Origin of the sequence: Mesorhizobium amorphae CCNWGS0123 (assembly GCF_001686985.1) — a bacterium.
Taxonomy (GTDB): Bacteria; Pseudomonadota; Alphaproteobacteria; order Rhizobiales; family Rhizobiaceae; genus Mesorhizobium; species Mesorhizobium amorphae.
On record NZ_CP015318.1, the window covers coordinates 4,002,482 to 4,020,982 of the forward strand.

An 18,501-nucleotide genomic window follows, 5' to 3' on the forward strand; every position below is an offset into this window, starting at 1 on the left:
CGGCACCGCCAATGTTGAGACGCCGTTTACCATGCACGGGGATATGCGTGACGCGAAAGCCACGCATCAGGGTTAAGTAAATACAAATTAACCAGAAGCCTTGCGTGTAGGGAAAATCCGGTTAATACGGTATGGGAAATTTACCGCACGTCCGGTTTTCTCGCCGTGGGGACTTCGAGAAAAGGTACAAAAGCCCGATGAAGGCAGCATCCAAGTTTCTGAGCGCCGCGTCCGCGGTGGCCTTGTCCGCCGCTCTGGTTGTGCCAGGCGCGCTCGCAGTGCAGTTCGTTGCCACATCAGCTGCCCAGGCGGCCGTTGTCTCGAGAATCGAGGTTTCGGGCAATCAGCGTGTCGACGCCGACACCATCCGCAATTACATCCAGATCAAGCCAGGCAAGGCCTTTTCCAGCTCCGACATCGACGATGCGGTCAAGGCGCTGTTCGGCACCGGACTGTTCTCGGACGTACAGATCAATCAGGTCGGCTCCTCCCTGGTCGTCAAGGTTTCCGAATATCAGGTCGTGAACCAGGTCCTGTTCCAGGGCAACAAGAAGCTCAAGGACAACGCCCTTGCGGTCGCGGTCCAGTTGAAGCCGCGCGGAACGTTCTCGCAGGCCACGCTTGATTCCGATGTCGAGGCGGTGAAGGCTGCCTATCGCCGGATCGGCCGCGACGATGCCGCAGTGACCACGCAGATCATGAATCTCGGCGACAACCGCGTGAACGTGGTCTTCAACATCAATGAAGGCGGCCGCACGCAAATCGCCTCGATCAATTTCGTCGGCAACAGCGCGTATTCGAGCCGGCGGCTTTCGGACGTCATCGCCACGAAGCGCTCGTCCTGGCTCTCGTTCGTGCTGCGCGACGACGTCTATGACGAGGACAAGCTGCGCGCCGATCAGGAACTGCTGCGCCGCTTCTACTACAATCACGGCTATGCCGACTTCCAGGTCGTCTCCGCGGTCGGCGAGCTCGACGACACCACCAACAAGTACACGGTCACCATCACCGTGCAGGAAGGCGACCGCTACACGTTCGGCGATGTCAGCGTCGAGAGCACGATCCCCGAAGTCGACAGCAAGTCGCTGGAATCAGTGGTCCAGACCCACAAGGGCGACGTCTACAACGCCAAGGATGTCGAGGATACGATCATCGCGCTGACCGAGAAGGTCGCCGGTTCCGGCTATGCCTTCGCCCAGGTGACGCCGCGTGGCGACCGCAATTTCGAGAACCACACCATTTCGGTCGTCTACACGATCGATCAGGGCACCAAGGCCTATATCGAGCGTATCGAGATCCGCGGCAACGATCGGACGCGCGACTATGTCATTCGTCGCGAATTCGACGTCAGTGAAGGCGACGCCTTCAACCAGGTTCTGATCCAGCGCGCGAAGAAGCGCCTGGAAGCGCTGGATTATTTTGAGAAAGTCGAGATTTCGACGGTGCCCGGCTCGCAGCCTGACCAGGTTGTGCTGGTGGTCGACGTGGTCGAGAAGTCGACCGGCGAGTTCTCGGTCGGCGCCGGCTACTCGACCGGCGGCGAGACGTCAGGCCCGTCCGTCGAGGGTTCGATCACCGAGCGCAACTTCCTCGGCCGCGGCCAGTTCATCAAGCTTTCGGCAGGTGGCGGCAAGAATTCGCGCGACTACAGCCTCTCCTTCACCGAGCCCTATTTCCTCGGGCGCCGTATCGCTGCCGGCTTCGATATCTATCAGCAGACGCGCAACTACGACAATTATGACAGCGACACCACGGGCGCGACCGTCCGTTTCGGTCTGCCGATCACCGACGACATCTCGACCCAGCTGGCTTACAACATCTCTCGGGAAAAATATGAGCTGGACGATGGTTGCGATACCAATGGGGATGGCGTGCCCGACGGTACTTGTACCGTTTCAACGGCAATCCTTGATGGCATCCAGGAAAGTCCGTGGATTAAGTCTTCGGTGAGCCTGGGGTTGGTCTACAACACCATCGACGACATGAAGAACCCGCATGAGGGAATATACGTCAATGGCGTCACAGAGGTCGCTGGCCTAGGCGGCGACGCCAAGTGGGTCAAGGTGACCGGGCGTGCTAGCGTGTACCAAACCTTGTCCGAGCAGCTTGACCTCGTCGGTCTTGTTTCGGGTGGCGCCGGCTATATCGCAGGCTATGGTGACAATGGCTTGCGCATCTTCGATCAATTCCAAAGCTCTGATCGTATGATCCGCGGCTTTGAATATGGCGGCATTGGTCCGGCGGATGCCGCAACGGGAGACCACCTCGGTGGCACTACCTATTTCAATGCTTCGGCCGAAGCACAGTTCCCGCTTCCGGTTATCCCGGAAAGCTTCGGCCTTCGCGGCGCTGTCTTCGCTGACGCCGCAACTCTATATGGCAGCAAGATCGATTCCGTCGCTCAGGTTTCGACCGAGATGCAGTTGCGCGCCTCGGTCGGTATCGGCCTGATGTGGGCCTCCCCCTTTGGTCCGATCCGCATCGACTACGCGATGCCGGTCAAGAAGGAAGCGAGCGACGACGTTCAGGAATTCAACTTCGGCATAGCCACCCGTTTCTGATCCGCGGGTGACGTTGCTTCCGGGCCGGTTGCGGTCCGGAAGAGAGTGATCCGACCTAGCTGGATATTGCTTCTGGAATGACCGATCCGGTGTTCTTCGCGCCCTCACGCCGGTATACGGCTGGCGAAGTCGCGAATCTGACCGGCGCGCAGCTTGTCGATTCCGGCCAGTCCCTTATTTCGATCGAGGCATTGGCGCCGGCCAATGAAGGCGGTCAGGACGCGCTTGTCTTCGTCGACGGCAAGCGCAATTTCGCCCTGATGCAATCTTTGAAGGCCGCGGCTGTTCTTTGTCCGGCCGAATTCGCAGGCAAGGCTCCTGCGGGCATCGCCGTTCTGATTCACCCGCGCCCGCAGCAGGCTTTTGCGCTGGTCGGGCGTCTCCTGTTTCCGCAGGCTGCGACCCCGGGACCGATGACCGGCGAAACCGGTATTTCGCCACATGCCCACATCGATCCATCGGCGCATGTCGAGACCGGCGCCATCATCGAGGCCGGCGCGGTCATCGGCCCCCGTGTATCCGTCGGCGGTGGTACCGTCATCGCCCCGCATGCGGTCATCGGCCACTCCTGCCAGATCGGCCGCGACGGCTATATCGGCCCGGGCACCAGCGTTCAGTATGCGCTGATCGGCAACCGTGTCATCATCCATGGCGGCGCCAGGATCGGTCAGGATGGCTTCGGTTTCGTAGGCGGCGCCAAGGGCCCGGAGCGCGTGCCGCAGATCGGCCGCGTCATCATCCAGGACGATGTCGAGATCGGCTCGAACACCACGGTCGATCGCGGCGCCATGTCCGACACCATCATCGGCCAGGGCACCAAGATCGACAATCTGGTTCAGATCGCCCATAACGTCCGCATCGGCCGCAATTGCATTATTGCCGGTCTTTCGGGTATTTCCGGTTCCGTCGTGGTGGGCGACAACGTCACCATGGGCGGCGGCGTTGGGCTTGCCGATCATTTGACCATAGGGACAGGGGCCAAGCTTGCGGCGAGAAGTGGATTCATGAGCAACGTCCCGGCAGGCGAGATCTGGGGAGGCTACCCGGCGCAGCCGATGGCGGAGGCCATGCGCGAGATCGCCATGCTGCGCAAGCTCGCCAGGACACGCAAACAGGGCGACGGGAATGGCTGACATGGTGGCGACGCTCGAGGCGGTCGACATATTGGGACTGATGAAGCTCCTGCCGCATCGCTATCCGTTCCTTATGATCGACCGCATCGTCGATATCGACGGCGACGAGTCCGCCGTCGGCATCAAGAACGTGACCATAAACGAGCCGCATTTCCAGGGTCATTTCCCGGACCAACCGGTGATGCCGGGGGTGCTGATCGTCGAGGCCATGGCGCAGACCGCTGGCGCCATCTGCATCCGCAGCCTCGCCACCGAGAAACCGTCGCTGGTCTATTTCCTGACCATCGACAACGCCAAATTCCGCAAACCGGTCGTCCCGGGCGACCAGTTGCGGATCCACGTCAAGAAAATCAAGAAACGCGGCAACCTGCTCAAATTCGCCTGTGAAGCTCTGGTGGACGGCACAAAGGCCGCTGAAGCCGAGATCTCGGCGATGATGGTCACCAGCGTTTGACAATCGAAATGCTCATGAAAATCCAGACTTCAATCCATCCTTCCTCGGTCGTCGAAGAAGGCGCTCAAATCGGCGAAGGCGTTCGTGTAGGGCCTTTCTGCCATATTGGCGCCGACGCGGTGATCGGCGACCGCGTCGAGCTTGTCAGCCATGTCTCTGTGATGGGCGCGACCACCATCGGTGCCGCGACCAAGGTCTACCCGATGGCGATACTGGGCGCGCCGCCGCAGAACACCAAGCACAAGGGTGGCCGCACCACGCTGGTCATCGGCGAGAATTGCACCATCCGCGAAGGTGTCACCATGCATGTCGGCACCGATTCCAGCCGTGGCGAAACGACGGTCGGCGACAACGGCAATTTCCTTGCCTATGCCCACATCGCTCATGACTGCGTAGTCGGCAAGAACGCCACCTTCGCCAACGGGGCGACGCTGGGCGGCCATTGCGAGATCGGCGACAACGTCTATATCGGCGGCCTCAGCGCCGTTCATCAATTCGTGCGCGTCGGCGACAACGCCTTCCTCGGCGGATGCTCGGCTTTTGTTGGTGATGTCATCCCCTATGCCCTTGCCGTCGGCAATCGCGCCAGCCTGCGTGGCCTGAACATCATCGGCCTTAAACGCTCAGGCTTGCCGCGCGCCGAAATCTACCTGCTTCGCAAGGCCTACAGGATGATTTTCGACCGCTCCCGCACCGTCGCCGAGAACGTGGAACTCGCCAAGGCCGAATTCGCCTCGTCGCCGACGGCCATGAAGATCATCGATTTCATCACCAGTCGCGGCAAGCGGCACTATGCCGTCCCGTCGCTCAAAGGTGGCGACGGCGACGACGCCGATGACGAAGGCTGAGACCGCCGGAACGAGACTTGATCTTCCGCCGGGCGCCAGGGTCGGCATCGTTGCCGGCGGCGGCAGCCTGCCGGTCGAGGTGGCGGCCGGCCTGGCCGGGCGAGGCTATCCGCCCTTCATCATACTGATGGAAGGCGAAGTCGACCGTAAGCCGGATCTCGCCGGTTACGAGCAAGAGACACTTGCCCTGGAAGATATCGGCTCGCTCGTACCATTGCTGAAACGGCGCCGGATTACCCATCTGGTGCTTGCGGGCGAGATCAGGCGTCGGCCAAGGCTGGCCGGCCTGCGTCCGAGCCTCAGTCTGATCGCCGTGCTTCCCGTGGTCGTCATGGCGCTGGCCCGCGGTGACGACGGCTTGTTGAAGGTCGTGGCACGCGCTCTGGAAGCGCGGGGGATCAAGATCGTCGGCGCCCATGAGATCGTGCCTGAATTGGCCGCGGCCGAAGGATCGTTGACCAGGGCGGAGCCGCGAAAATCCGACTGGCGCGACATCGATGCTGCCCATGCAGCGGCAAAGGCCATCGGTGCGCTCGACATTGGCCAAGCCGCAGTCGCGATCGGCGGCCGGGTGATTGCACTGGAAGGCATCGAGGGCACCAACGGGCTACTCGAGCGGACAAGGCAACTGCGCGACCATGGCCGGCTCGCCGGCAAGACGCGCGGCGTGCTGGTCAAATGCGCCAAGCCCGGTCAGGAGTTGCGCGCCGATCTGCCTTCCATCGGTCCGCTGACGGTCGAGGCAGCGCATGAAGCGGGACTTGCCGGCATCGCCATCGAAGCCGGCCGTTCGCTCATTCTGGAAGGCCCAGCCACCATCGCGCGCGCCAACGCGCTTGGTCTGTTTGTCGTCGGTCTGGCAGCGGCGGAGCCGGCCAATGGTCACTGACAAGCCGCTCAAGATCGCCATCGTCGCCGGCGAGGAATCCGGCGATCTGCTTGGCGCCGACATCGTTGCCGCACTCAAGCGGACGACCGGCCGCGAAATCAGGCTTGTCGGCATAGGCGGCCGCCATCTGCAGGGGCTCGGGTTGAAATCCCTGTTCGACGGCAGCGAAATCGCGCTGATGGGGTTCAGTGCCATCCTGCGCGACCTGCCGCGCCTGATCAGGCGCATCGGCCAGACTGCAGGCGCGATCGCTGCCGAGAAACCCGACTGCCTCATCACCATCGACAGCCCGGATTTTTCGCTGCGTGTGGCCCGCAAGGTCCGCGCCGCCGATCCGTCGATCCCGATCGTCCACTATGTCTGCCCGAGCGTCTGGGCGTGGCGGCCGGGCAGGGCGGTGGCGATGAAGCCCTATGTCGACCACATCCTGTGCATCCTGCCGTTCGAGGTGAAGGCGCTTGCCCGTCTCGGCGGCCCGCCCGGCACTTATGTCGGCCACCGCCTGACGCAGGATCCGGGCGTGCTTGCCGCAGCCAGGGCGCAAGGCCAGGCGCGCGACCTCTCGGAAGATCGCGTGAAGACACTGCTCGTGCTGCCCGGCTCCCGCCGTGGCGAAGTGCGGCGCCTGATCGACGCGTTCGGCAAGACGGTGTCGGTGTTGCACCAGCGCGGTCATCGCCTGCGCCTTCTGTTGCCCACCGTGCCGCATGTTGCCGACCTGGTCAGGACTTCGGTCGCAAGCTGGGACGAAAAGCCGGAAATCATCCTCGAGCCCGAGCGCAAATGGCAGGCATTCGGCAAGGCCGACGCGGCGCTGATCGCCTCGGGAACGGTATCGCTCGAACTTGCGCTGTCAGGTGTCCCGATGGTGTCCTGCTACAAGCTCGATCCCGTGGCGCGGCTCGTCATGCCGCATCTGATTTCCGTCTGGTCGGCGCTGCTGCCTAATCTGATTTCCGACCGCGCGCTCGTGCCGGAGTTCTACGACCAGTATGTCTTGCCGGAAAACCTCGCCCGGCAACTGCAAGCATTGTTCGCCGACACCGGCATGCGCGCCTGGCAGAAGGACGGCTTCGCCGAGATCGCGAGGCGTATGACCACGAACCGGCCCTCCGGCGATATCGCGGCAGAGGTCGTTCTCCGACACATCAAATAAAAAGCGCCCTTGCGGGCGCTTTTTCGCGTTCTGGTTCAGGACCGATCAGCGCTTCGCAATCGGCACGTAGTCGCGCTCCGGCGCACCGGTGTAGAGCTGGCGTGGGCGGCCGATCTTCTGGTGCGGATCCTCGATCATCTCTTTCCACTGCGCGATCCAGCCGACGGTGCGGGCGACCGCGAACAGCACGGTGAACATGGTGGTGGGGAAGCCCAGCGCCTTCAGCGTGATGCCGGAATAGAAGTCGACATTCGGGTAAAGCTTCTTCTCGATGAAATAGGCGTCCGTCAGGGCGATCTTTTCCAGTTCCATGGCGATGTCGAGCAGCGGATCGTCCTTGATGCCGAGCTCGCCCAGCACCTCATGCGCGGTCTTCTGCATAATCTTGGCGCGCGGATCGTAGTTCTTGTAGACGCGGTGGCCGAAACCCATCAGCCGGAACGGATCGTTCTTGTCCTTGGCGCGGGCGATGAATTCTGGGATGTGGTCGACATGGCCGATCTCGCCCAGCATGTTGAGTGCCGCCTCGTTGGCGCCGCCATGCGCCGGGCCCCACAGGCAGGCGATGCCGGCGGCGATGCAGGCAAACGGGTTGGCGCCCGACGAGCCGGCAAGCCGCACCGTCGAGGTCGAGGCGTTCTGCTCATGGTCGGCATGCAGGATGAAGATGCGCTCCATGGCGCGCGCCAGCACCGGATTGATCTTGTATTCCTCGCACGGCACCGCAAAGCACATATGCAGGAAATTGGCGGCGAAGTTCAGCTCGTTCTTCGGGTAAATGAAGGGCTGGCCGATATGGTATTTGTAGGCCATCGCCGCGATGGTCGGCATCTTGGCGATCAGCCGCATCGAGGCGACCATGCGCTGGTACGGGTCCGAGATGTCGGTAGAGTCATGGTAGAAGGCCGACAGCGCACCGACCACGCCGCACATCACCGCCATCGGGTGCGCGTCGCGGCGGAAGCCGGTGAAGAAGCGCGACATCTGCTCGTGCACCATCGTGTGGCGCGTCACCCGGTAGTCGAAATCGTCCTTCTGCGCCTTGGTCGGCAGCTCGCCGTAGAGCAGGAGATAGCAGACTTCGAGGAAGTCGCCATGCTCGGCCAGCTGGTCGATCGGATAGCCGCGATGCAGGAGGATGCCGGCGTCGCCGTCGATGAACGTGATCCCCGACTCGCAGCTTGCCGTCGAGGTGAAACCGGGATCGTAGGTGAAGGCCCCGGTCGTGTTGTAGAGCGAACCGATATCGATGACATCCGGCCCGACTGAACCGCTTCGCACCTTGAATTCATGCGTCTTGCCGGCGAGCTCGAGCTTTGCGGTCGACTCGTGCGGTTTGCCGCCAAATTCCAGTTTTGTCGCAGCTTCGGTCATTGCAAACTCCTTTTCATTCCTCATGCCGGCAAGGGCAAATCCTGCAAATCACCGGAATGCGCGTACTCGCCACCGCATTTTAGGAGGTGCGTGCCAGATTGGGCCAAGGCCTAATGTTGCACTGCGAAACGCGCCTTTCAATGCCAATCTTCTTGGGCCAGTTTTCCTAATCGATTTGATCCGCGATGCGCGCCAGGCTTTCGTCCCGGCCGAGCACCGCAAGCACGTCGAACACGCCCGGCGAGGTGCTTTTGCCGGTGAGGGCGGCCCTGAGCGGTTGGGCCACGGCGCCGAGCTTGTGGCCTTCGGCCAGCGCGAACTCGCGGATCGCCGCCTCCGCCGCAGCGGCAGTCCACTCGCCGGAAACCGCCTTCAAAACACTGTGAGCGCCAGCCAGGATCGCGCGCGCGTCGCCGCCGAGCAATGAAGCCGCCTTGTCGTCGACCGGCAGCGGCCGCTCGGCGAACAGGAAACCGGCCCCATCGACGAGCTCGACCAAAGTCTTCGCCCGTTCCTTCAAGCCGGGCAAAGCAGCGAGCAGCTGTGCCTTCTTGTCGTCGTCGAGGCGCGCCGCGATTGCCGGGCCGCCCTCAAGATAGGGCAGCGTGGCGACGAAGATGCAGAACAGCTCGGCATCGTCCATGCGCCGCATATGCACGCCGTTCAGCGCCTCGAGTTTGGCGAAATCGAAGCGGGCAGCACCCTTGTTGACGTCGCCGATGTCGAACCAGGCGATCATGTCCTTGATCGACATCACCTCGTCGTCACCATGGCTCCAGCCGAGCCGTGCCAGATAGTTGAGCAGCGCCTCGGGCAGATAGCCCATGGCGCGATAGGCCTCGACGCCGAGCGCGCCATGTCGCTTCGACAGCTTGGCGCCGTCGGCGCCATGGATCAGCGGAATGTGCGACATCGACGGCACCTCCCAGCCCATGGCGTTGTAGATCACCGTCTGGCGGGCGGCGTTGGTCAGATGGTCGTCGCCACGGATGATGTGGGTGACGCCCATGTCGTGATCGTCGACGACGACGGCATGCATGTAGGTCGGGTTGCCGTCCGAGCGCAGGATGATGAAATCGTCGAGATCCTTGTTGGGGAAGCGCACCTCACCCTGCACGCGGTCGTGCACCGCAGTCTCGCCCTCGGTCGGCGCCTTGATGCGGATCGCGCCCTTGACGCCTGCAGGTGCCTCCGACGGATCGCGGTCGCGCCAGCGGCCGTCATAGCGGGGCGGCAGGCCCTTGGCACGTGCGGCCTCGCGCATCGCCTCCAGCTCGGCCGGCGTCGCGTAGCAGTAATAGGCCTTGCCCATGCGCACCAGCTCCTCAGCCACCTCGCGATGGCGCGGCGCGCGCTCGAACTGCGACACCGGCTCGCCGTCCCAGCTGAGGCCAAGCCAGGACAGCCCATCGAGGATGGCGGCTGTGGCGGCGTCGGTGGAGCGTTCGCGGTCCGTATCCTCGATGCGCAGCAGCATCGTGCCGGCGGTGTGCTTTGCATAGAGCCAGTTGAACAGCGCCGTACGCGCGCCGCCAATGTGCAAATAGCCTGTCGGCGAGGGGGCAAAGCGGGTGACGACCTTGTCGGACATGGAACTCTCGGAAAGCGCAGAAAGCGGATGTGGTTGCGCGGACTTTCGCGCGTTGCGCGTTCATGTAGCATAGGAGGTCTGGGGCGCAAGGGGCAGACCCGATGGCTGGACGAGGCCGGGGTGCGGAGGAGGGCGAGGGTGCGACGAGCAACGTCAGCGAGCGGGGCCTGTTTGCCGATGTTCCGTACGCCGAGCCCGTGCTGGTTCTGTCGCCGGCGCCGCAATCCGGCATTGAGCTTTTGCAGCCCGGCAATCGCGTACCGGCGCCTATCCCCACGAAAGCACCGGTCAGGCGGATCCACGCATCGCTACGCCGCCTTTCTGGTCCCGCAGTCCGCCGAAGCCTCGCCGCGGCTGCCGGCACAGAGCTTGACCGCGGCATGGGCTTCCTGCTGGTGCCGGCGTTTCTGGCATGCGGGGTGATCTTCTATTTCTCGCTGGCGACGGAACCCGATTTCTACAGGCCCGTCGCCGTGGTCGCCTTGACGGCGGCCTGCGCTGTTGCCTCGCGGTCATGGCAGAGGACGCATTTGTGCTTCATGGCGGCGCTACTCTGCGCACTCGGCCTGCTCGCCGCCAAGATCGAAACCTGGCGCGCCGGAACGCAAATGCTCGGCTCCGAGATCCAGACGCGGCTGACCGGGCGGCTCGCCAGTCTGGAGGAGATGGAAAACGGCCGCGTCAGGCTGACCATCGACGTGATCTCGACCGCCCGCCCCAAGCTGCGCTACGCGCCGGAGCGGGTCAGGCTTTCGGCGCGGAAAGTTCCTCCGGAGATGACGGCCGGTTCCCTGATCACCGGCTATGCTCGGCTGCTCCCGCCGACCGGACCGGTGCGGCCGGACAGTTACGACTTCTCCTTCGACAGCTATTTCTCCGGCATCGGCGCCAGCGGCTTTTTCCTCGGCAATCCGAAGACTGTTGCCTCCAAATCTGGCGCCGGCGAAGACGCGCCATCCAGGACGCGCCTGGTGTCCGCGATCGAGAACGCCCGGGAGAACATCGCAGACCACATTCGCGGTCAGATTGGCGGCGCCGAAGGTGAGATTGCCGCGGCACTGATGGTCGGCGTACGCGCCGGCATCCCGGATGAGATCAACGAAGCGATGCGGCGCACCGGCATCTACCACATCATCTCGATTTCCGGCCTGCACATGGCGCTTGTCGCCGGCACCATCATGGGGCTGCTGCGCGGCGCCTTCGCCCTGTTTCCCGATTTCGCTTCGCGCCGGCCGGTGAAGAAATATGCGGCCGCCGCAGCGCTCTTTTCCATCGCCGCCTACCTCGTCTTTTCCGGCATCGTCGTCGCCGCCGAACGCAGCTTCATCATGCTGGCGGTGATGCTGGTCGCCGTGCTGTTCGACCGCGCGGCACTGACCATGCGTAACCTGGCGATCTCGGCCATCGCCGTCATCCTGGTGTCGCCGCACGAAGTGGTTGGCCCGAGCTTCCAGATGTCGTTTGCGGCGACAGCGGCCCTTGTCGGCGCTTATGCCGGCTGGTCGGACTACCGCGCCGGCAGGGCGACATCGCCGCCGCCAAGGCGATCGCCGCTCGCCTTCGTCACGCGAAAATTCCTGCTCGGGATGGGCGGTCTCGCCATGACCTCGATCATCGCTGGCGGTGCCACAGCGCTCTTCGCCATCTGGCATTTTCAGCGCGTGTCGCCGCTCAGCCTGTTTGCCAATTTGGCCGTCATGCCGATTGTCTCGGGAGTCATGCTGTTGGCCGTAATCAGCGCGCTGCTGATGCCTTTCGGGCTCGATTGGCCCTCCCTCTATCTGATGGGCAAAGGGCTGACGGCGATGATCGCGATCTCGGAATGGATTTCGGAGCGCTCACCGGTCGATGCCGTCGGTTTGATCTCCATTCAGTCGGTGCTGCTGGTGACCATCGCGCTGGTCATCGCCACCATGGCGACGACATGGCTCAGACTGGCAGCGGTTCCGTTCGCGCTCGCCGGGCTGCTGACTGTCTCCAACACCCGCACGCCGGACGTCCTGATTTCGGAGGATGCGCATCTGGTGGCAATGCCGATCGGCGGCAGCGAACTCGCCATCAACCGGGTGCGATCGAACGAGTTCACCACCGACAACTGGAAGCGCGCCGTGAAGTCCGAAACCATTGTCGAACCCGAGCCTTTCGAGAAGGGAGACGCGCGGTTCGACATGGATCCGGCCGACCTGCCGCCGGGCTCGCCCTTCTACTGCAGCGCCGGTCTGTGCCTCGCACGGCATCCGTCCGGCGCCATCGTCGCGTATGCAGAAGACCGCAAGGACGCTTGGCGAGCGTGTGCTTTCGCGACCCTGATCATCGTCAACGACGCCACCGCCTACGACCCTTGCCGCAATCCGCTTGTCCTTGTCGTCAAGAAACGGCAGCTTGCCCGCTTGGGCAGCGCCGCCGTCTTCTTCGATCAGCAATCGGCAATCGCGCCGGCAGAGATAGACTTCGCTATCGAGCAGCCGTACCGGCCCTGGCACGAGCAACGCAGATTTTCGCGCGAAGCGAGGGGCCTGCCGCCTTACAAGACACCCGAAAGGCAGGCCAGCAAACAATCACCGCCGCCTCAGTAACGCCGGATCAAGCCAACCAACTTGCCCTGCACCTTGACCCGGTCGGGCCCGAAGATGCGGGTTTCATAGGCCGGGTTTGCGGCTTCCAGCGCGATCGACGCGCCCTTGCGGCGGAAGCGCTTGAGCGTCGCTTCCTCCTCGTCGACCAGCGCCACGACGATCTCGCCCGGGCTCGCCGTATCGGCGTTGCGGATGATGACCGTATCGCCGTCGAAAATCCCGGCCTCGATCATCGAATCGCCCTTGACCTCCAGCGCGTAATGCTCGCCGCCCATAATCATGTCCGGCGGCACCGAGATCGAGTGCGTCTGATGCTGGATGGCGTCGATCGGCACACCGGCCGCGATCCGGCCCATCACCGGAATGGAAACGGCCGCCACCGCATCGTCGTCATTGCCCGCCTGGGGCGTGCGCGACGATGCCATCGGCTTGATCTGCCGTCCGAGGCCGCCCTGCCCAAGACTGCCCTGAATGACGCTCGGCGAGAACTTTTTCGCCGCATTGAGGCCGGGGGCGATCGAGTCGGGCAGGCGCAGCACTTCGAGCGCGCGCGCCCGGTTGGGTAGCCGGCGAATGAACCCGCGCTCCTCCAGCGCCGTGATCAGCCGGTGGATGCCCGACTTCGAGGCAAGGTCGAGCGCCTCCTTCATCTCGTCGAAGGATGGTGGAATACCACTTTCCTTCAGCCGCTCATGGATGAACATCAGCAGTTCATGTTGTTTGCGTGTCAGCATCGCGGCCCCCAACGGAATCGGAAAAACAAACCCAGAACAAACACTATCTGTTCCATTTGTGTTCCGCAACCGTTTAAAGTTTAATGAATGGGTTAAGGCGCCCGAAACGATGCTGCGGTCGACAGGGAATTCGCAACTCCCTCAAAGTTCGGCTTCATCGCCTTGATTTTGTTTTCATTTATGGCCTCAGCCCGACTTGCAAGGCTTCAGTACCGGCAATCATTTGGCGCAGACATTCCCGGATCGGGCCGTGTTCGACCATCCAGCCCGCTCGATGCACCGTGAACGAAACGAACTCAAAATGCCAACTTTGAGCAAGGGTCGAGGGTGTCGTTGGGCCGACAAGTCATCGAGGCAGGTTCTTGCAGTGCGATGGCGAGTGATGAGAGAAAGTACCGATCGGCCTGTGTCGTCATTGCGTGCGGTGTCCTGCGGAGGGGAGCAGACATATCATGACCGGAATTCCTGATCTTGCGACCATCGAGGCGATGGACGCCGCGGATCCGCTGCGCTCCCTGCGCGACCGCTTTGTCCTGCCCGAAGGGGTGATCTATCTCGACGGCAATTCGCTGGGCGCTGCCTCGCATGCCGCCTTCGACGAGCTGCGCAAGGCGGCCAGCGAAGAATGGGCGTACAACCTCATCCGGGCATGGAACACGGCCGGCTGGTTCGACATGCCGCTCGAACTCGGCGACCAGCTGGGGCGCCTGATCGGCGCAGCGTCCGGCCAAACGGTGGTCTGCGACACCACCTCGATCAACATCTACAAGGTTCTGCACGCGGCAATGGCCATGCGGCCGGATCGGCCCGTCATCGTCGCCGAGGGCGACAGCTTCCCGACCGACCTCTACATGGCTGAAGGCGTGGCCTCGACCCGAAAGAACACTGTTCTGCGCCTCGCTGGCGTCGACGCGCCGACGATCGAGGAGTTGATCGACGAGAATGTCGCCGTCGTGTTGGTCAACCACGTCAACTACAAGTCAGGCGAACTGCGAGACATGACCGCGCTGACGCGCATCGCCCATGACGCGGGGGCGCTGATCGTCTGGGACCTCTGCCACACCGCTGGCGCCATGCCGGTCGAACTGGATAAGGCCAATGCCGACTTCGCGGTCGGCTGCACTTACAAATATCTGAACGGCGGCCCCGGTTCTCCCGCCTTCATCTACGCAGCGGAGCGCCATCATGCCGATGTCCAGCAGCCGCTCAGCGGATGGTGGAGCCATGCGCGGCCCTTCGCCTTCGAGCAAGCCTATGCGGCCGGCACCGGCATCCGCCGGTTTCTGTGCGGCACGCAGCCGGTGCTGTCGATGCGCACGCTGAAGGGCGCGCTCGACATCTGGAAAGATGTCGACATGGCGGCCGTGAGGACGAAGAGCATCGCCCTGGCCGATCTGTTCATCGAACTCGTCGAGGCGAAATGCGGTATCTACGGTCTCACGCTCGAAAGCAACCGTAACAGCGCCAGGCGCGGCAGCCAGATCTCATTCATGCACGAGCATGGCTATCAGATCATGCGGGCGCTGATCGAACGTGGCGTTATCGGCGATTTCCGGGCGCCGTCGACCATACGCTTTGGCTTCACCCCGCTCTATGTCGGCTACGCCGATGTGTGGCACGCTGTAGAAGTTCTGGCAGACATCCTGCGCAGCGGCGCCTGGAAGGACGCACGTTTCGCCGTCAAGGAGGCCGTCACCTGAGCGGCAAGGAGAGCAGGGGGAGGGCAGAGGTGCTCGAACATCGTATTTCCGACTGGGACAACGCTTATACAAACGGCGCCAACATCGCTGGCGGCGATCGCTGGCCGGCCGCCTGGGTCGAGCCCGCGCGGGCCTTTCGCGACGCTCTTTCGGCCGAGGGTAGGGCGCGGCTCGACATCGTCTACGGCGACAGACCGCGCAACCGGCTCGATCTTTTCCTGCCGGGCACCTCACCCAACGGGCTCGTTGTGTTCGTGCACGGCGGCTATTGGAAAGCGTTCGACAAGAGTTTCTGGTCGCATCTTGCCGCTGGGCCGATCGGCCACGGTTATGCGGTGGCGATGCCCTCCTACACGCTATGTCCCGAGATACGCATCGCCGGCATCGTCAGGGAGGTTGGCGCGGCGATCGGCAAGGCGGCGGCGCTGGTCGACGGGCCGCTGATGCTGATCGGACATTCCGCCGGCGGCCATCTCGCCAGTCGGATGGCGAGCGCAACCACGCCTCTGTCGCCCGAAGTGACTGGGCGCATACGCCATGTCGTGTCGATCTCTGGTGTGCACGACCTGCGCCCGCTCATGCGCGCCGCCATGAACGAGACGCTGGCGATCGACGAGGCCGAAGCGCTGACCGAAAGCCCAGCCCTTTTGCGCCCGATGGGCAATGCGCGTCTGACCTGCTGGGTCGGCGGTGGCGAGCGCGCCGAGTTCGTGCGTCAGAGCGCGCTGCTGGCCAATATCTGGACCGGCCTCGGCGCTGCGACCAGCTCGGTGGTTGAACCGGACCGGCACCATTTCAGCATCATCGACGGTCTTGCCGACCTGGAGCATCCGTTGACCCGGACGCTGATCGCGCAATAGGAACGGGTTCAGCGCAGCATCAGCACGCTGCAGGCGGCGCCTGCTGCTGCGGCAGGGGCGAACGGCTCGCGCACGATCAGCCCGTTGGCGTCGGCGAGCATTCTCAACATCGAGGAATCCTGGATGCCGAACGGCGTCGCCACCAGCGCGCCGGCCTCTTCCAGAACCACAGCACGCACATAGTCCTGCCTGAGATCGTTGGCCGGCATCGCGGTCCCGAGGCGGGCCGCGCGTATGTCCTGCCGGAAGTCACGGCCGCCGAGCCGCGCCAGCAACGGCTTTAGGAACAGTTGCGAGCAGACGAGGCTGGCCACCGGATTGCCGGGCAGGCCGATGCAGCTTATCTCCCCGAGCCGGCCGAACATCAGCGGCTTGCCCGGGCGCATGGCGATCTTCCAGAAGTCGAGCGTCATGCCCTCGCCGGTCAGCACGTCATGGATCAGATCGTGGTCGCCGACCGAGGCGCCGCCGAGCGTGACGATGACATCGGCGCCTTGCTCGACCGCCTGCTTCACCAGCGCGGCAATTGCCTCCTTGCGATCGGCGGCAATGCCGAGGTCGAGCGCGCGCGCCCCTACAGACTGCGCGGCGGCCGCGACACCATAGGCATTGGACGAGATGATCTGGTCGGGACCGAGCGCGCTGCCCGGCGGCAGGAGTTCGTCGCCGGTGGCGATGATGGCGACAAGCGGCCTTTTGACCACGGTCACTTCTGGATGGTTGGCAGAGGCCGCCAGGGAGAGTGCCGCCGGATCGAGCAGGCGGCCCTTTTCGAGCAGCACGTCGCCCCTGGTGAAATCGAGACCGAGGCGGCGGATGTTGCGTCCTTCGGCTGTCGGTTCCGTCACCTCGATGGCGCCACCACCGATATCCCTGACATTCTCCTGGATGACGATGGTGTCGGCGCCTTCGGGCAATGGCGCGCCGGTGAAGATACGCACCGCCTGACCATTGTGGACTGCACCGCCAAAGCCACGCCCTGCCGGCGCCATGCCGATCACCGAAAGCTGCGCCGGCACTGAGGCGATATCGGCGGCCCGAACGGCATAGCCGTCCATGGCGGAGGCGTTGAACGGCGGCTGGGTGCGCAGCGCCACGACGGGTTCGGCGAGCACACGGCCGGCGGCATCGATGAGCGCTACGCTTTCGCTGCCTGTCGGCGCAGCGCCATCCAGCAGGCGCTCGAGCGCCTCGGCGACCGGAACCAGCGCCATCTAGGCGCCTGCCTTTTGGTCGGATCTGTAATCGCCGGATTTGCCGCCGGTCTTTTCGACCAGCCTGATGCCGGAGATCACCATGCCGCGGTCGACCGCCTTGGCCATGTCGTAGATGGTCAGGCACGCGACCGAGGCCGCTGTCAGTGCCTCCATCTCGACGCCGGTCTTGCCAGTGACGCGGGCCAGCGCCGTGACTTTCAGGCCCGGCAGCGAATGGTTCGGCTCGATGTCGACCGAGACCTTGGTCAGCAGCAGCGGATGGCAGAGCGGGATCAGCTCATGCGTCTTCTTGGCGGCCATGATGCCGGCGATGCGTGCCGTGCCCAGCACGTCACCCTTCTTGGCATCCCCGGCCAGGATCATCGCCAGCGTTTCGGGGAGCATAGCGACAAAGCCTTCTGCGATTGCCGTGCGTGTCGTCTCGGCCTTATCGCCGACATCGACCATGTTGGCCTCGCCCTTGGCGCCGAGATGGGTGAGGGCGGCCGCCATCGTCAGATGGCCATAGAGCGACGTGCGTCCATTCGGACGCACAAAGTACGCTCTATCATTTTGAATCTATGCATCGTGCTCTCCGAAAATCGATTCCGATTTTCGGGCCGATGCATCCGGCGCCTTGCCCGTCAGAAGCAGGCGCGTGGCAGCCGCCACGTCCTGCTGGCGCATCAGACTCTCGCCGACGAGGAAGGTGCCTATGCCGCTTGTTTCCAGCCTGCGGCAGTCCTCATGCGTGAAGATACCGCTCTCGCTGACCAGCAGCCGGTCTGCCGGCACCATCGCCGCCAGCCGCTCCGAAACAGTCAGGCTGGTCTCGAATGTCCTGAGGTCGCGGTTGTTGATGCCGATCAGCCGCGACGACAATTTCAGCGCGCGCTCCATCTCGGCCTCGTCATGCACCTCGACCAGCGCGTCCATACCGAGCGCGAGTGCCGTGGCTTCGAGTTCGCTCGCGATCGCGTCATCGACACTGGCCATGATGATCAGGATGGCGTCGGCGCCCCAGGCGCGCGCTTCGAACACCTGATAGGGATCGAACAGGAAATCCTTGCGCAGCGCGGGCAAGGCGACGGCGCTACGCGCCGCGCTGAGGAATTCGGGTGCGCCTTGGAAAGAGGGAGCATCGGTCAGCACGGAAAGGCAGGCAGCGCCGCCCTTCGCATAGGCTTTGGCCAGTGCTGGTGGGTCGAAATCGGCGCGGATCAGGCCCTTGGACGGGCTCGCCTTCTTGATTTCGGCGATCAGCCCAAAGCCATCCGCTTTGCGCTTTGCTTCAAGCGCCGCGAGAAAACCGCGCGGCGCGTCTGCATCCTTCGCCCGCGCCTCGATCTCGGCAAGCGGGACTCGCAACTTCGCCGCGGCGATCTCGTCGCGTTTATAGGCTTCGATCTTGCGCAGGATATCGGACAAG

General features: G+C 63.5%; 15 protein-coding genes. 9 read left to right on the forward strand and 6 right to left on the reverse strand.

What is annotated here, in order from left to right:
• Positions 1 to 197: 197 nt before the first annotated feature.
• From bamA to lpxB, 6 genes are all read left to right on the forward strand, one after another.
• Positions 198 to 2,561, forward strand: a complete 2,364-nt coding sequence (bamA, locus tag A6B35_RS18835) for an outer membrane protein assembly factor BamA (RefSeq protein ID WP_006205175.1) — start codon at positions 198 to 200, stop codon at positions 2,559 to 2,561.
• Between the two features lie 77 nt (positions 2,562 to 2,638).
• Positions 2,639 to 3,694 carry a UDP-3-O-(3-hydroxymyristoyl)glucosamine N-acyltransferase gene (gene lpxD / locus A6B35_RS18840; protein ID WP_006205176.1) on the forward strand — a complete coding sequence of 352 codons (1,056 nt, stop codon included), beginning with the start codon at positions 2,639 to 2,641 and terminating at the stop codon, positions 3,692 to 3,694.
• A complete protein-coding gene (fabZ, locus tag A6B35_RS18845) occupies positions 3,687 to 4,148 on the forward strand; it encodes a 3-hydroxyacyl-ACP dehydratase FabZ (RefSeq protein WP_006205177.1) in 462 nt (153 codons plus the stop codon). The genes lpxD and fabZ overlap by 8 nt, the downstream gene beginning before the upstream one ends.
• Positions 4,149 to 4,162: 14 nt before the next feature.
• Complete coding sequence (gene lpxA / locus A6B35_RS18850; RefSeq protein WP_040583702.1) at positions 4,163 to 4,996, forward strand: acyl-ACP--UDP-N-acetylglucosamine O-acyltransferase; 834 nt, start codon at positions 4,163 to 4,165, stop codon at positions 4,994 to 4,996.
• Positions 4,983 to 5,885 carry an LpxI family protein gene (locus tag A6B35_RS18855; protein ID WP_006205179.1) on the forward strand — a complete coding sequence of 301 codons (903 nt, stop codon included), beginning with the start codon at positions 4,983 to 4,985 and terminating at the stop codon, positions 5,883 to 5,885. Before lpxA ends, A6B35_RS18855 begins: the two co-directional genes overlap by 14 nt.
• On the forward strand, positions 5,875 to 7,041 hold the full coding sequence (lpxB, locus tag A6B35_RS18860) for a lipid-A-disaccharide synthase (RefSeq protein ID WP_006205180.1): 1,167 nt from the start codon (positions 5,875 to 5,877) through the stop codon (positions 7,039 to 7,041). Before A6B35_RS18855 ends, lpxB begins: the two co-directional genes overlap by 11 nt.
• Positions 7,042 to 7,086: 45 nt before the next feature.
• On the opposite strand, the gene gltA is transcribed toward lpxB, so the two are convergent.
• On the reverse strand, positions 7,087 to 8,415 hold the full coding sequence (gltA, locus tag A6B35_RS18865) for a citrate synthase (RefSeq protein ID WP_006205181.1): 1,329 nt from the start codon (positions 8,413 to 8,415) through the stop codon (positions 7,087 to 7,089).
• Between the two features lie 166 nt (positions 8,416 to 8,581).
• Positions 8,582 to 10,006, reverse strand: a complete 1,425-nt coding sequence (gene gltX, locus A6B35_RS18870) for a glutamate--tRNA ligase (protein ID WP_006205182.1) — start codon at positions 10,004 to 10,006, stop codon at positions 8,582 to 8,584.
• A 101-nt stretch (positions 10,007 to 10,107) separates the two neighbouring features.
• Here gltX and A6B35_RS18875 point away from each other — a divergent pair, with 101 nt between their 5' ends.
• Positions 10,108 to 12,582 carry a ComEC/Rec2 family competence protein gene (locus A6B35_RS18875; protein ID WP_006205183.1) on the forward strand — a complete coding sequence of 825 codons (2,475 nt, stop codon included), beginning with the start codon at positions 10,108 to 10,110 and terminating at the stop codon, positions 12,580 to 12,582.
• Here the strand turns inward: A6B35_RS18875 and lexA are convergent.
• Positions 12,576 to 13,316 (reverse strand): transcriptional repressor LexA, encoded by a 741-nt coding sequence (gene lexA / locus A6B35_RS18880; protein WP_006205184.1) that lies wholly within the window; start codon positions 13,314 to 13,316, stop codon positions 12,576 to 12,578. The genes A6B35_RS18875 and lexA overlap by 7 nt on opposite strands.
• A gap of 452 nt (positions 13,317 to 13,768) precedes the next feature.
• Here lexA and kynU point away from each other — a divergent pair, with 452 nt between their 5' ends.
• Positions 13,769 to 15,016, forward strand: coding sequence for a kynureninase (kynU, locus tag A6B35_RS18885; protein WP_006205185.1), 1,248 nt, complete (start codon positions 13,769 to 13,771; stop codon positions 15,014 to 15,016).
• 29 nt (positions 15,017 to 15,045) lie between these two features.
• Positions 15,046 to 15,876 carry an alpha/beta hydrolase gene (locus A6B35_RS18890; protein WP_006205187.1) on the forward strand — a complete coding sequence of 277 codons (831 nt, stop codon included), beginning with the start codon at positions 15,046 to 15,048 and terminating at the stop codon, positions 15,874 to 15,876.
• An 8-nt stretch (positions 15,877 to 15,884) separates the two neighbouring features.
• Here A6B35_RS18890 and A6B35_RS18895 read toward each other — a convergent pair whose 3' ends face one another.
• The 3 genes from A6B35_RS18895 to trpC form a co-directional block, all read right to left on the reverse strand.
• Complete coding sequence (locus tag A6B35_RS18895; protein WP_006205188.1) at positions 15,885 to 17,090, reverse strand: molybdopterin molybdotransferase MoeA; 1,206 nt, start codon at positions 17,088 to 17,090, stop codon at positions 15,885 to 15,887.
• Positions 17,091 to 17,585: a cyclic pyranopterin monophosphate synthase MoaC gene (moaC, locus tag A6B35_RS18900; protein WP_040583704.1), complete on the reverse strand. Its 495-nt coding sequence runs from the start codon at positions 17,583 to 17,585 to the stop codon at positions 17,091 to 17,093.
• A 66-nt stretch (positions 17,586 to 17,651) separates the two neighbouring features.
• A complete protein-coding gene (gene trpC, locus A6B35_RS18905; RefSeq protein ID WP_006205190.1) occupies positions 17,652 to 18,500 on the reverse strand; it encodes an indole-3-glycerol phosphate synthase TrpC in 849 nt (282 codons plus the stop codon).
• Between the last annotated feature and the right edge of the window lies 1 nt (position 18,501).

Coding starts and splice junctions, on each gene's coding strand:
- moaC (WP_040583704.1), bottom strand. CDS start 17,585: ATGGCGGCCGCCCTCACCCATCTCGGCGCCAAGGGCGAGGCCAACATG.
- A6B35_RS18855 (WP_006205179.1), top strand. CDS start 4,983: ATGACGAAGGCTGAGACCGCCGGAACGAGACTTGATCTTCCGCCGGGC.
- gltX (WP_006205182.1), bottom strand. CDS start 10,006: ATGTCCGACAAGGTCGTCACCCGCTTTGCCCCCTCGCCGACAGGCTAT.
- lpxA (WP_040583702.1), top strand. CDS start 4,163: ATGAAAATCCAGACTTCAATCCATCCTTCCTCGGTCGTCGAAGAAGGC.
- kynU (WP_006205185.1), top strand. CDS start 13,769: ATGACCGGAATTCCTGATCTTGCGACCATCGAGGCGATGGACGCCGCG.
- lexA (WP_006205184.1), bottom strand. CDS start 13,316: ATGCTGACACGCAAACAACATGAACTGCTGATGTTCATCCATGAGCGG.
- gltA (WP_006205181.1), bottom strand. CDS start 8,415: ATGACCGAAGCTGCGACAAAACTGGAATTTGGCGGCAAACCGCACGAG.
- bamA (WP_006205175.1), top strand. CDS start 198: ATGAAGGCAGCATCCAAGTTTCTGAGCGCCGCGTCCGCGGTGGCCTTG.
- lpxB (WP_006205180.1), top strand. CDS start 5,875: ATGGTCACTGACAAGCCGCTCAAGATCGCCATCGTCGCCGGCGAGGAA.
- fabZ (WP_006205177.1), top strand. CDS start 3,687: ATGGCTGACATGGTGGCGACGCTCGAGGCGGTCGACATATTGGGACTG.
- A6B35_RS18875 (WP_006205183.1), top strand. CDS start 10,108: ATGGCTGGACGAGGCCGGGGTGCGGAGGAGGGCGAGGGTGCGACGAGC.
- lpxD (WP_006205176.1), top strand. CDS start 2,639: ATGACCGATCCGGTGTTCTTCGCGCCCTCACGCCGGTATACGGCTGGC.
- A6B35_RS18895 (WP_006205188.1), bottom strand. CDS start 17,090: ATGGCGCTGGTTCCGGTCGCCGAGGCGCTCGAGCGCCTGCTGGATGGC.